The organism is Cytobacillus kochii (genome assembly GCF_020171845.1).
Lineage (GTDB): Bacteria > Bacillota > Bacilli > Bacillales > Cytobacillaceae > Cytobacillus > Cytobacillus kochii.
On the sequence record NZ_JAIVAM010000004.1, the window covers coordinates 473235 to 485713 of the forward strand.

Genomic DNA, 12479 nt, shown 5'->3' on the forward strand with positions numbered 1-12479 from the left:
AGACAAGTTCTGATGTTCAACCTGCATACATATGAAGTACAACCTAATAATGAGGAGAGATAGAATGAAGTTTCTAATTATTACAAAGCAAACGATAATCACTGTTTTATTATTAATTGCCCTTATTGCATCTGCTTCGGTATGGCTTATATCAAAAAATGGGAGTTTAGCAGTGATTGGGGATACGACAGAAACAACAAGAGAGATTGAAATGGTAACAACAGAATATAAAACAACAATGGAAAATGGAGAAGAAATGGAAGTCTATCGCTGGGATCCAGGAACTGTATTTTTAGAGGTCGGAGAAAAGGTTAATTTAAACATACTAGGTGTAATGGGTAAGGAACATTCCTTTTATGTAGAGGGAACTGATATTAAAGGTGTGGTTCAAAAAGGAGAAGAAACTAAAGTACCTCTCCAATTTGACGAAAAAGGTACCTATCAACTCATCTGCCATAACCATTCTCAAGAGGAAGATCACGGAAAAATGATTGCTTACATTGTTGTACAATGATTATAGTTGTCTCTAAGAATGTTGAATATAGAAAATAACCACTGAATAATGACACGAACAAATTGAACATACTTTTTGATTTGTTCGTGTTTCTATTATAATCTCCTTTAGGCATCCCCCTATTTTTTCCACAGTACATCGTTTGGAAAAATCAAAAATGATACACAACGACTCTATTTTCTTATAATTAAATTTTTGGGAGGGACAAAGGTGTCTAAAGATATGGTTTTTCTTTTTGGTGCTATCGTATCTATGATTGGTGATTGGGTTTCTGTCTCCAGCGAGACTATAAAGCCTACAAAAGGGATACACAGCCTTTATTATATTTACCAATATTCTTTTTTCAAGAATTTATGCGATAATCAATTCAATACAGTAAACGACTCGTTAAAGACCGCTAAAACATAGCCTAAAAAACACAATTAGGTAATCGCAATAGGCTTCATAAAAAAACTGCCGTAACTTGTACGACAGTAGAATTCCCTTCTATATTATTATTTTGAAATAAACATTTGTGTCCAATAGTGACCGTAAGAACCGCCTGTAACATAGCCAACACCAATCTCAGTGAACTGACTCGATAAGATATTCTTACGGTGTCCATCGCTATTCATCCATGCTGTTACAACAGCTTGTGCACTTGTTTGGCCAGCTGCAATGTTTTCCCCTGCTGCATGGTATGTTAGACCAAAATCTTTTATCATTTGAAAAGGTGTGCCATATGTAGGAGATTGATGACTAAAGTAACGATGATCGATCATGTCTTGAGATTTAAAGCGTGCCACTCGCGCGAGCTCCCAATTTTCTTTTAATGGTTTTAAGCCCTCTTTAGCGCGCTCTTCGTTTACAAGCTGAACGACTTGAGATTCCATTGATAATGTCGCTTGAGCAGTGGATGGAATTTGAACTGTTTGACCAGGGTAAATGAGGTTAGGATTACCAATTTGTTTATTAGCTTGAATAATCTCCTGCACCCCTACTTGATACTTCACCGCTATTTTCCACATTGTATCTCCGGATTGCACTGTATGTACGGTTTGAGCACTTGCTATATTTTTTATTCCAAAGACAAGAGTAACAGTTAACAAAAATAAGGAAAAGTATTTAGTTGTTTTTTTCATATTCATATTAAACCAAAACCTATTAAACTATTATAGCGGTAATTGTTGCCTACATTGGGTAAAAGAAGCTTAGATAGTATATGAAAGGTAATACTGGAAAAATCATTACCTATAAATTTGAAATAAATTACTTTTTTACGCCCTTAAAAATTTTATTGAACAATGGTGTAGGGAATTTGCCTTTGTTCTCGTCTATTCTTATGATAATGTAAGTTACTTGTTAGAATCAGATGACAGCAATAGGAAAAATGATTATAATGGAGTAATGACATTAGAAACTGATAGAATAGAAAGGTATTGAGAGATGAACGAAATCAATATTAGTTTATTTAGAGGAATAAATGACCTAGGCTTTGAATATCCAGATTTGAACCCAATAATTGTTTTTATTGCCGAATATACCGTGATATTATTAGCCTTCATTACTTTGATGTATTGGTTTACACGTAAAACAAAACATCGTTATATGGTGATGACGGCAGGATTCACATTTATTTTAGCTGAAATTATTGGTAAGTTCGTTGTTAGCAAACTTCACTTTAACTACCAACCTTTTGTTGAATTGGATAATGTCAATAAGCTTATAGATAAAGCGGCAAATAATTCTTTTCCAAGTGATCATACGATATTATTCTTTTCATTCTGTATCGTCTTTTGGTTATTTAATAAGAAAAATGTATTGTGGCCCATTCTTGCTGTATTAGTAGGGATTTCACGAATATGGGTTGGTGTTCATTATCCATTTGATGTGATAACAGGGGCACTCATTGCCATCATTTGTGCGATTATCATGTATAACCTTATAGGTAGAATGCAATTGTTCACGACACTTTTAGAAGTATACGAAAAAATAGAAGAAAAAGTATGGCCAAGAAAAAATAAAGGTAGACATTTAAATCGATAGAAGCGGGATGGATCTTTTTTAGATCCATTCTTTTTTTCCTTTCTGTTATTGAACAAAAATAAGGGGCGATTATGTAGCATTTGCTCAATTATTTAGCGAAAATGCACAATGATTCGGTGAAAACGACTTATACTCTGTATTCATTCAGGTTTTCTATTTGAAGTCCGTTTTGGCTCGACTTTTACCTTCGTTTTATCTTCGTTATGTTAACACTGTCTACTTATTTAGTTGTTTATTAGCTTTTAAATTCAGTAGATTGGTTCCTCCCCTAATCATGTTGGTTAATTATACTTACCTGTTAAAAAAACAGACTGCTAACTAGCAGTCTGCCTACAACTTTATTTCCACCAATCGTCATGCATAGATGCTGGCATTTGTCTTTTATGTTCCGTTATAATATACCTTTGCTCAATTTTCTTGGCAGCTTCCGCACTGACTTCTTTTCCTTCTAAATAGTCATCAAGCTCATCATAAGTAATTCCTAGTTCTGTCTCATCAGCTTGTCCTGGTGTTTGATCAAGTAAATCTGCTGTCGGTACCTTCATATAGATGCTCTCTTCTGCACCTAGTTCTTTTAATAGAGCTTTACCTTGTCGCTTAGATAATCCTGCTAGTGGCAATAAGTCTGCTCCTCCATCACCGTACTTTGTATAAAATCCTGTAACTGCTTCTGCAGCGTGGTCCGTACCAATTACTAAAAGACCCATTTCTCCACCGAAAATATATTGCGCAATCATACGTGTTCTTGCTTTCACATTTCCTTTATGGAAATCTTTTAGCTCAGCAATATCGGCCACTTCATTATATACTTTTTGAATCTCATCGACTGGTGATTTCACATTATAAACATATGTTTCATCCGGTTGAATAAATTGCAATGCTTTTTGTGCGTCATCTTCATCATGCTGTTCTCCGTATGGTAATCGAATCGCCACGAACTTGGCTTCATATCCTTCCGCCCGTAATTCTTCTACTGCTATCTGTGCTAATCGTCCGGCTAGTGAAGAATCTTGACCACCACTTATACCCAATACAAATCCTTTTGCACGCGCCTGCTTGACATAATTTTTTAAAAAATTGATTCGTTCAATGATCTCTTCTTTTGGATCAATCAATGATTTGACATTTAAAGCAGCGCGAATCTTATCTTGTATGGACATCATTACTCATCCTTTCATCAAGCTTTAGCATTTAGGCTATCTTTAATTTTTTTCTTTATTGAATCAATCAGTTCTATTTTGTTATTCCAGCAATTTGGACTTAAATCTACAGGATATTCTTCCGGATTTAATGACCTTCTATACTCATGCCATAATAGAGATAGGTTTTCTTTCACGTATCCTTGTATCTCTTGAAGACTAGGCTTTTCATAAACTAATTGTCCATCCGTAAAAATGTCCTGATGTAAGTCTTTCGCTTCGAAATTGGTGACAAACTTACTGATATAGGTGTGGACAGGGTGGAACATTTTTAAACGTTCTTCTTCTTTAGGATTTTCACTCTCAAGTGCGATATAATCACCCTCTGATTTGTGATTTTCCCTATTTATAATTCGATAAACACGTTTCAAACCTGGCGTTGTTACTTTTTCTGGATTCCCACTTATTTTAATTGTATCTTCCATTTCCCCTGCTTCATTTTCTATAGATACCATTTTATACACAGCACCCAGTGCAGGTTGGTCATAACCTGTAATCAACTTTGTCCCAATACCCCAAGAATCAATTTTGGCACCTTGTGCTTTAAGATTCATAATTGTATATTCATCTAAATCGTTAGAAGCAACAATTTTTGTGTGAGTAAATCCAGCTTCATCTAACATTTTTCTAGCTTCTTTAGATAAATAAGCTAAGTCCCCACTATCAATTCGAATACCGACAAAATTAATACGATCTCCTAACTCTTTTGCTACCTTAATAGCCGTTGGTACACCAGAACGAAGCGTATCATATGTATCAACAAGGAAAGTACAATCTTTATGTGTTTGTGCATATTTATGGAAAGCGATATATTCATTTTTATATGCTTGTACAAGTGAGTGAGCATGTGTCCCAGCTACTGGGATATTAAACATTTTACCAGCACGCGTATTTGACGTAGCCCCAAACCCACCAATTACAGCTGCTCTTGCTCCCCAAACACCGGCATCCATTTCTTGGGCTCTACGGGAACCGAACTCCATTGCCACACCATCATCTAACACTTCCATAATCCGTGCAGCTTTCGTAGCAATTAATGTTTGAAAGTTGATGATATTTAATAATGCTGTTTCTATTAATTGCGCTTGAGCAAGCGGTGCTTCAATTCGTACAATTGGTTCGTTGGCAAAAACCAGCTCTCCTTCAATCATTGAACGAATATTACCTGTAAAACGCAAATCCGCTAAATAAGCAAGAAACGCTTCTGGATAGTGTAATTCATCTCGCAAATAGGCAATATCACTCTTAGAAAATTCGAACCCTTGCAGGTAATCAATGATGCGCTCAAGACCAGCGAACACGCCATAGCCATTCCCAAAAGGTAGTTTCCTAAAATAAATATCAAAAACCGCTTTTCTATCATGGATACCATCTTGCCAATAGGTTTGTGCCATATTAATTTGATATAAGTCTGTGTGTAATGCCATGCTGTCATCTGGATATGGCTTGTTCATACTATTTTATACCCCTTTTTCGTTATTTAATTATTGCATTCAGAGAACCACTAAAATGTTCGAGTGCCCATTTATGACCTATTTCGTTAAAACTTGCTGTGGCTCTTTCATAGACAACCATTGAAAACCCTTTGTTATAGGCATCTACAGCAGTGTGTAACACACATATATCTGTACAAACGCCAACTAAATGCAATTCGTTAATGTTTCGTTCTCTTAATAAAAGTTCTAAATTCGTCCCGCAGAACGCACTGTACCTTGTTTTATCTAACCACTTTACATGCTCTAAACCCTTATTTTCCTCATAAACTTGTTTTAAATTACCATATAGCTCTCTACCCACTGTGCCGTTTATATTATGAGGCGGGTATAGCCTTGTTTCAGGATGAAAATGATCATTTTCTTCATGTCTATCGATAGCCAAGATCGTTAAATCACCATTTTTGATAAAATCAGCGGTTATTCTTACAATTTCATCTTCAATAGCAATTGCCGGTTCTCCACAAGGTAATGCTCCGTTAACAAAATCATTGGTATAATCGATATTAATCAAAGCCCTTGCCACTAGTATCTCCCCCGTTATCTTTCTTGGTATCGACCTGTATATATAGGTTTCACTACTTCGACTTCATTAAACCTATATAATTGCGTTGCTTTTTTTGACGTTCTTTGCGTAGTTTTACCCTCAACCTTTTCTATAAAAGGGAGTGATTTAATTTTTCTAGCAAATGCTTGCTCATTTAGTATAGCGGGATCTTTTGTAACTGTTGATAATACGGCTTGTAATTCTGAATATGTAAATTCATCTTGTAATAAATTTTTTGCGGCTGTTGTTTGTAACAGCTCTTTTTTTATTACGCTCAGTGCATCACAAATAATCTGTCGGTGATCAAATGCAAGTTCTAATTGCAGGACATCATGAATATTCACTAATTTAACGGCAGATGCGTCATCATTTGCATTCATTTCCCTTAAGTCATCCTCAGAGATAATTGCATAATGTGCGTTAGATATAATCCACCCTCTATTATCTCGACCGGGTTCATCGTATATACCAAAATGCTTCATATGCACACAATCAATCCCAGTTTCCTCTTTTAATTCCCTAACAGCTGCTTGTAAGGCATTTTCATGAACGCCAACAAAGCCACCTGGCAGCGCCCATTTCCCTCCCTCTGTATTTAACTCCCCTTCTGCATTCCACTTAGCTCTTTCAATTAACAAAAGGTTTAAGCTCATATCGGGTGGAGTAAATGGTTTAGATTCTTCTGTTACGATGGTAAAAACAGCAATATCTGCTGTATAGCCATCTGGTGTTCGATATTTTTTAGTCATAAGGTAATTGCCCCACCACCATGAATTAATTAACAACTTGATAATTGTTAATTATATTTTACCCTACTTTAAAGAAACTTCAACTCTAATGATTCATTTGAATGCAGGAGTTTTCTTTTTTCCTAAAGAATATATGAGAGGAATAATACTTTTTTTGAAAGGAAAGAAAACATGATTGAAAATGTCTCGAATCACATACAAACAGTACGTTTATTAACAATCCAATCACTTGAGAAAATAAATCCAGCATTCATTTCGACTGTACCAAAAGGATTTAATAATAATATTCACTGGAATTTCGGTCATATCGCTTATATACAGGAGAGACTTGTGTTTGAACTAACAGGAGAGCGAATGGGGATTCCAAGTGAGTATGAAACATTTTTTGCTGCAGGTACTGCACCACATCTTTGGCAAGGCAATCCGCCATCTATTTTAGAAATCAAAGATGTATTACAGGAACAGACGGAGAGAGTCATTTCCGTTGCCAAAAACAAATTTACTAAAACATTGCCCACTCCATTCACCAATAAAATGGGGATTACTTTTCAAACGGTTGGCGAATGTATCCTTTTTTCTACCTTTCATGAAGGGATGCATTTAGAAACAATTAAAAGAATATATAAAAGCACGAAAAATAAGTAAACCACAAACAAAACATAGTTGACATAAAAAACCCGCCAAATTATAATGTAAACTATATTATACATAAGGTTAACATTATAAATGAGGTGAAAGATTTGACGAAAGAACAATTACGATTAAGGTCGCTCCTTACGACAGCATTATTCGCAGCTATTATTGGGATTATGGCACAATTAATTATCCCATTGCCACTTGTCCCAATTACTGGACAAACATTAGCCATTGGATTAGCAGCCGTCATTTTAGGATCGAAATATGGCACTTTTTCCGTCCTCTTATATTTAGCCCTAGGTTGTGCTGGCGTGCCCGTTTTTGCAGAGTTTTCTGCAGGTTTCTCAGTTATTGTCGGACCGACTGGTGGCTATTTAATTAGCTATATACCAGTAGTATGGATTATGGCTAAATACCTTGAGAAAACAAAATTCACATTTGCACATGCGCTTACAGCAAATATTATAGGTATGTTTATTACGTTAATTATTGGAACGGCGTGGTTAAAGTGGATGGCTGACTTAAGTTGGACCGCAGCATTTCTGTCAGGGTTCGCTCCATTTATTATCGGTGGTTTTATTAAAGCGTTGATGGCAGCATGGATTGGATTGCTAGTTAGAAAACGACTCATTAGTGCTCGATTACTTTTTACGAATCAATTATCAACGAAGGCAGTCGATAAAAGCGCCTCTTAATGATATATTCTTTTTTAAAAGTGAACGAATGCGCATACATCTAAATGGTGTGCGCATTTCACTTTTCAATATTATATTCTTACATTCCTTCTATTATATATACATTGGATTTGAGTACCGAAATTGGTCTTCGTCCATTTCACACTCCTAAGCTTACTTCTTTCTCTTTGATATTTTTCTATCTCCATAATCACATCTATCCATATGATTGATTAAGACCGCCCGATTTAAGCCCTCTGATCTCTAGTCTAGCCAACTTCTTATATTTGCCCTCATACCAGTATGCATGCAGTTTAAATTGAAATAGTCGATTTTTTTTATTACTTCCTTAGCTGAAAAAATTTTTTGTTTTTAAATGTCCACATAGAGTAGTCAAAACAACCGGTGTACCAACTACCGCAGGAATAAAGTAATAGCTAAGGCGATAAAACATTAATACCATAAATGTTAATTCTGCTGGTATTCCGTGAGATTCAAAACCGATTAGAATAACTAAATCAAACGAACCAATTCCCCCAGGTAACATACTTATTATGCCAGCACAAGCAGCTACAATGACAATTGGGAAAACAGAAAATAAAGAAAAATTGACACCGACTATATTTAAAATACCCCAAATACAAATAACGACAAAGATCCATTCAAAAACAGAGATCATTAATAGTTCCGTTATAAACTCCCTCTTGATAGGCAAACTTTGCAGTTTTCGTTTAATAAAATAGACAAAAAGCAGTAGAGGGGTATAAAGCGCCACAATCCAAATAGCAAGATGAGCTAATCTCAATTCTGAGAAAAGTTCAGATCCATTAAATAACACAATCCAAGACAAGATGGATAAACCACAAAGATAAAATAATGACAGTTTAGCGATTACCTTAATATATGGGATATTATTGTCTAAGTAGGGACGGTAATAAACCGTTCTTAATGTTGCGCCGGCTACTCCGCCAAACCCAATTAAGTTTGAGTAAGCATTTGCAGATAACGAATACCCTAACAGTTTTTGCATCGGAATTTTGACCTGTAGTAATCGATTTAAAATAACATCATAAAAAAACATTGGAGACAAACAAATTAACCCTAGAATAATAATGAAAAAAATTCGCCAAAATGAAAGCTCATCCAAATAATGCTCAAGTAAAGCCCAGTTGAAATCTTTAAAGAATTTATTTGCTTCCATTATTACAATGAGCAAAATAATACATGGCATAACATATTTTATTACTTGAATTAATTTTTGATTAGAAAAAATTGACACGATGATTCACCTTTTTCACTACTTTTACAACCATTTTCATTCCCCTTTTGTTTCGATCCTATTAAATATGTATTCAATACTTGTCCATAAATGAACAACCGATTTATGGAAACATTATTAAGCCTAACATGAAAAGGGCTATACCGCCTATATAAGTGACAAAAAAATATATAAATGCCATCTTTTGTTTCTTCACAATTAATTCCACCATCTCCAACTGAACAGATGAAAAAGTTGTAAACGCCCCCAAAAGACCAACTACAAGTAAAGCTGATACATTTTCCCAATGTAGAAAATGAACAACCACACCCATTAAGAAACAACCAAGTAAATTAACGATCACCGTTCCATAGGGAAAGAGTGAGTTGGTTTTGCTATTGATCAACGTTGATAAGGAGAAACGGGCTATTGCACCAAAAAATCCACCTATCATCACATAAAGTATTTCACTCATTTGTTCCCCTCACCTCTTTACGTTTACCATAAACAACACCAAGATAGGCCATCACTAAACCTAGTGCGATATTAAATAAGATATATATAAAAGCTTGAATGATAAATCCATTTTCAACTAATAAAACGGTATCCGCACTAACAGTCGATAATGTGGTAAATGAGCCAATTACCCCTACAGTGATTGCTTGTTTAAGATTAGGATCAATAGGCAATGTGATGGACGATAAATAACCGAGAATAAAGGCACCAAACACATTGATTATTAAAATATCTAAAGGAAACGCACTCTGCCAAAACCGTCCGATGACAATTGTGATAGCAAACCGCATGCTTGCGCCTATCATCCCGCCAATTCCAATATATAGATACTTCATCCTTGACCTCCTTGCTCCAAAAAAATTGTTTATGCATACTCTCGATAAAATGAGCCAAGCTAACAGTGTAAGAAAAAAAGAAAGGGTGTTAAAAGATGAAAGGTACAATCATTGCTGTTGCTCTTTCAAGTTCTCTACTATTAACAGCTTGTGGCATGAATAATGGACAAGATACGAACGACACTGCTTATAGAGCACCAGATATGCATGACCCCGCTAAAGTTGGATATGAAAGAAATGGTGACAATGATAGACCAAGTATTGACAACAATATTCATACTCGTAATGTCGATTATGATGGGACACAACATTCAATGAGGTTTGCCGATAAAACAGCAGATAATATTACACAAATGGACGAAGTTAAAAGAGCAAGGGTTTTACTTACTGACGACAATGCCTATGTGGCAGCAACCTTAGCAAATGGTAATGAATTTACACAAGATCTAGAAAAGAAAATTGCTGATCAAGTAAAATCATCTGACCAGAACATTGATGATGTCTATGTATCAGTAAACCCTGATTTCTACAACCGTATGGACACATATGCAAAAGATGTTCGCAATGGAAAACCAATTGAAGGCTTCTTCGATGAATTTAGTGAAACAGTGAAACGAATGTTTCCTAATCATGAATAATGGTCAATCTGTGGTCTGGTAGGGAAATATCCCTATCAGTCCTATTTAATCCTGACTTCACTTGACTAAGCGATTATTGTATAAAAAATAAAAGTAAAGAAGTTAATTTATAACATTACAGATTTTGTAAGTGTTAATTATAACAATCATTTCCACTCGATGCTTTCCTCTATGATCCCAATATAAATCTCTTGCTCCAACCTGCATGCATCCTCAAAGGTACATTTTACATATATTATGAACTTAGCTATTTTTTTGCACACGAAAAAGCTGTCAGTCAATCTGACAGCTTTTTGCCTTAAACTTCTTTAAAATAGTCTTTATAAAAACCACTAACTTTACCAGAGTTGTCAACGATGAAGAAAAACTCTTCTGTTTCATTTTTCACATCATAGATTTTTCCTTCAGTTAAAGCACGATTAACAATATATTTCGCTGCATTCGTATGTACACATTTTACCTTTTTTAACGTGTCACTTTCATGCCATGTTTGATGAATCATTTTTGCCACTCCTTATGTGTTCTCTTATACAGTGTAAAAAAATTAAATGTGTTCTGCAAGCTGTATAGTGATTTTTTTCTATTTGTGATGGTAAATACTCATTTGAAATGTGTTTTTATAGAAATACTTTTTGTAAAAAAGAAATTTTTTCTTTTTCAAAAGTATACATTTCACTTGTGAAAAAATCTTTAAATGTTATATATAGTATATCACAAATATAATCGATTCTAATCATTTCCAAGTATTGATAATGTTGCTTATCATAAACAATCTCAAAGAAGCATGTTTTCGTCAATTGTTTCATTTAGACGACCTTCTTTCATCTTTGGTGACATTGTTATATACCACCAAAGTAGCTTATAGTAAACTTCTTTGTTTAATTCACGACTCCAAGCTTATTTATCTCTTCTTTTAAATGCTGAACATATTGATAACTGAGTCTCCCTTCAGCTGCACGCAAAATCTCCCTCGCATAAAAGGATGGTGGAGAAGACTGGGGATTTTTATCATAAACATGGAAGGTTAACACATCTTTATATATTGCCCCTTCAATTGTCAGATTAACAAAAGTCGGTCGGTAGTGACCAACAGTGACTCCTTCTCTTTTGAATAAATAATCTATTGCTTCTATCGGTAATTGATAAACAATACCTTCTGTTTCACCAGAACCTTCAATGATGTCCGCTCGATTCCCATCTGGTGCATAGAAATAATAGCCCATTTGATAGCCTTTTAACACACCTATACCAACGACATTTTTAAAAAAATGGTCAACTCCAGCTTTCATAAATCTTTCTGTATCCATACAAGACCCATAAGCAAAATAGTAAAAAGTCTTTGGGGAATTCTTTTGCAGGTTGTATACCTTCCAGTCTGAAACTTTAATTGCTTCTTGCTGTAGAACTTCAGCGGGGGAAACATAAATAAAACCTTGTCGCACTCCTAAATCCGTATGTACGTGTACTTTTTTTCTTACAGATAAGGAATGCTTGTCACTTTTTACATACCCTTCTAAAACATCAATTGCCTCTAAATGTTCGGCACTTAAAACGTATAATTCTCCATATACTTTTTCAGCTAGTTTATCTGACAATTCGACTCTCGGATAACCATCACCCGTATCAAACATGACTCCATTTACCCAAGCTTGTTCGGCCATTAAACGAGCTTCAGTTAAATAATCATGATGGATCTCATTTTTTCGTAATGTGCCATACACAAAGAGGTGAATCGTTGCCATACCCATAAATGCGCTCCTTTTTTGTCACTATAGTAATATACTTATTCTTCCTCCTCCTACAATATTCAACAATTTGAAAGTGATTCCCTCTTTATTAACAATTTTTTACCATATTTTTACCTTAACTAAATATCACCAATATCGAATAGAGCT

17 protein-coding genes are annotated in these 12479 nt (G+C 35.0%); 6 read left to right on the top strand and 11 right to left on the bottom strand.

Translation table 11 applies throughout. The features are described from left to right. The first annotated feature begins 64 nt into the window (after positions 1–64). The gene (locus LCM23_RS08765) at positions 65–514 is read left to right on the top strand and encodes a cupredoxin domain-containing protein (protein ID WP_224936600.1); all 450 of its coding nucleotides are present in this window, start codon (positions 65–67) and stop codon (positions 512–514) included. Positions 515–724: 210 nt separating this feature from the next. After that, the gene (locus LCM23_RS08770; protein ID WP_224936601.1) at positions 725–922 is read left to right on the top strand and encodes a hypothetical protein; all 198 of its coding nucleotides are present in this window, start codon (positions 725–727) and stop codon (positions 920–922) included. 86 nt (positions 923–1008) lie between these two features. Here LCM23_RS08770 and safA read toward each other — a convergent pair whose 3' ends face one another. Continuing rightward, the gene (gene safA / locus LCM23_RS08775; RefSeq protein WP_224936654.1) at positions 1009–1635 is read right to left on the bottom strand and encodes a SafA/ExsA family spore coat assembly protein; all 627 of its coding nucleotides are present in this window, start codon (positions 1633–1635) and stop codon (positions 1009–1011) included. Positions 1636–1939: 304 nt separating this feature from the next. On the opposite strand from safA, the gene LCM23_RS08780 reads away from it, so the two are divergent. After that, on the top strand, positions 1940–2539 hold the full coding sequence (locus LCM23_RS08780; protein WP_224936602.1) for an undecaprenyl-diphosphatase: 600 nt from the start codon (positions 1940–1942) through the stop codon (positions 2537–2539). Between the two features lie 338 nt (positions 2540–2877). Here LCM23_RS08780 and nadE read toward each other — a convergent pair whose 3' ends face one another. Genes nadE through LCM23_RS08800 form a run of 4 tightly spaced genes read right to left on the bottom strand, consistent with a single transcriptional unit; the run spans position 2878 to position 6527 of the window. Next, entirely contained in the window at positions 2878–3699 is an 822-nt protein-coding gene (gene nadE, locus LCM23_RS08785; RefSeq protein ID WP_224936603.1) for an ammonia-dependent NAD(+) synthetase, read from the bottom strand. Positions 3700–3716: 17 nt separating this feature from the next. Further along, positions 3717–5192 (bottom strand): nicotinate phosphoribosyltransferase, encoded by a 1476-nt coding sequence (locus LCM23_RS08790; RefSeq protein ID WP_224936604.1) that lies wholly within the window; start codon positions 5190–5192, stop codon positions 3717–3719. Between the two features lie 22 nt (positions 5193–5214). Then, entirely contained in the window at positions 5215–5757 is a 543-nt protein-coding gene (locus tag LCM23_RS08795) for a cysteine hydrolase family protein (protein ID WP_224936605.1), read from the bottom strand. Between the two features lie 14 nt (positions 5758–5771). After that, entirely contained in the window at positions 5772–6527 is a 756-nt protein-coding gene (locus LCM23_RS08800; protein ID WP_224936606.1) for an NUDIX hydrolase, read from the bottom strand. A gap of 171 nt (positions 6528–6698) precedes the next feature. Between LCM23_RS08800 and LCM23_RS08805 the strand changes: the two genes are divergently transcribed. Both LCM23_RS08805 and LCM23_RS08810 read left to right on the top strand, forming a co-directional pair. After that, on the top strand, positions 6699–7172 hold the full coding sequence (locus LCM23_RS08805) for a DinB family protein (protein WP_224936607.1): 474 nt from the start codon (positions 6699–6701) through the stop codon (positions 7170–7172). A gap of 95 nt (positions 7173–7267) precedes the next feature. Beyond that, a complete protein-coding gene (locus tag LCM23_RS08810; RefSeq protein WP_224936608.1) occupies positions 7268–7858 on the top strand; it encodes a biotin transporter BioY in 591 nt (196 codons plus the stop codon). Between the two features lie 328 nt (positions 7859–8186). Here LCM23_RS08810 and LCM23_RS08815 read toward each other — a convergent pair whose 3' ends face one another. The 3 genes from LCM23_RS08815 to crcB form a co-directional block, all read right to left on the bottom strand. After that, positions 8187–9116: a lysylphosphatidylglycerol synthase domain-containing protein gene (locus tag LCM23_RS08815; RefSeq protein WP_224936609.1), complete on the bottom strand. Its 930-nt coding sequence runs from the start codon at positions 9114–9116 to the stop codon at positions 8187–8189. A gap of 103 nt (positions 9117–9219) precedes the next feature. Next, on the bottom strand, positions 9220–9570 hold the full coding sequence (locus LCM23_RS08820; protein ID WP_224936610.1) for a fluoride efflux transporter FluC: 351 nt from the start codon (positions 9568–9570) through the stop codon (positions 9220–9222). Beyond that, positions 9563–9946 (bottom strand): fluoride efflux transporter CrcB, encoded by a 384-nt coding sequence (crcB, locus tag LCM23_RS08825; RefSeq protein WP_224936611.1) that lies wholly within the window; start codon positions 9944–9946, stop codon positions 9563–9565. Before crcB ends, LCM23_RS08820 begins: the two co-directional genes overlap by 8 nt. Positions 9947–10041: 95 nt before the next feature. On the opposite strand from crcB, the gene LCM23_RS08830 reads away from it, so the two are divergent. Then, positions 10042–10584, top strand: coding sequence for a YhcN/YlaJ family sporulation lipoprotein (locus LCM23_RS08830; protein ID WP_224936612.1), 543 nt, complete (start codon positions 10042–10044; stop codon positions 10582–10584). 298 nt (positions 10585–10882) lie between these two features. On the opposite strand, the gene LCM23_RS08835 is transcribed toward LCM23_RS08830, so the two are convergent. The 3 genes from LCM23_RS08835 to LCM23_RS08845 form a co-directional block, all read right to left on the bottom strand. Continuing rightward, the gene (locus LCM23_RS08835) at positions 10883–11086 is read right to left on the bottom strand and encodes a DUF6501 family protein (protein WP_095373136.1); all 204 of its coding nucleotides are present in this window, start codon (positions 11084–11086) and stop codon (positions 10883–10885) included. Positions 11087–11201: 115 nt separating this feature from the next. Further along, on the bottom strand, positions 11202–11390 hold the full coding sequence (locus tag LCM23_RS08840; protein ID WP_224936613.1) for a hypothetical protein: 189 nt from the start codon (positions 11388–11390) through the stop codon (positions 11202–11204). A gap of 72 nt (positions 11391–11462) precedes the next feature. Continuing rightward, on the bottom strand, positions 11463–12332 hold the full coding sequence (locus LCM23_RS08845; protein WP_224936614.1) for a gamma-glutamylcyclotransferase: 870 nt from the start codon (positions 12330–12332) through the stop codon (positions 11463–11465). Positions 12333–12479: the final 147 nt, after the last annotated feature.

Coding starts and splice junctions, on each gene's coding strand:
- LCM23_RS08765 (WP_224936600.1), top strand. CDS start 65: ATGAAGTTTCTAATTATTACAAAGCAAACGATAATCACTGTTTTATTA.
- safA (WP_224936654.1), bottom strand. CDS start 1,635: ATGAAAAAAACAACTAAATACTTTTCCTTATTTTTGTTAACTGTTACT.
- LCM23_RS08780 (WP_224936602.1), top strand. CDS start 1,940: ATGAACGAAATCAATATTAGTTTATTTAGAGGAATAAATGACCTAGGC.
- nadE (WP_224936603.1), bottom strand. CDS start 3,699: ATGTCCATACAAGATAAGATTCGCGCTGCTTTAAATGTCAAATCATTG.
- LCM23_RS08790 (WP_224936604.1), bottom strand. CDS start 5,192: ATGAACAAGCCATATCCAGATGACAGCATGGCATTACACACAGACTTA.
- LCM23_RS08800 (WP_224936606.1), bottom strand. CDS start 6,527: ATGACTAAAAAATATCGAACACCAGATGGCTATACAGCAGATATTGCT.
- LCM23_RS08805 (WP_224936607.1), top strand. CDS start 6,699: ATGATTGAAAATGTCTCGAATCACATACAAACAGTACGTTTATTAACA.
- LCM23_RS08820 (WP_224936610.1), bottom strand. CDS start 9,570: ATGAGTGAAATACTTTATGTGATGATAGGTGGATTTTTTGGTGCAATA.
- crcB (WP_224936611.1), bottom strand. CDS start 9,946: ATGAAGTATCTATATATTGGAATTGGCGGGATGATAGGCGCAAGCATG.
- LCM23_RS08830 (WP_224936612.1), top strand. CDS start 10,042: ATGAAAGGTACAATCATTGCTGTTGCTCTTTCAAGTTCTCTACTATTA.
- LCM23_RS08835 (WP_095373136.1), bottom strand. CDS start 11,086: ATGATTCATCAAACATGGCATGAAAGTGACACGTTAAAAAAGGTAAAA.
- LCM23_RS08840 (WP_224936613.1), bottom strand. CDS start 11,390: ATGAAACAATTGACGAAAACATGCTTCTTTGAGATTGTTTATGATAAG.
- LCM23_RS08845 (WP_224936614.1), bottom strand. CDS start 12,332: ATGGGTATGGCAACGATTCACCTCTTTGTGTATGGCACATTACGAAAA.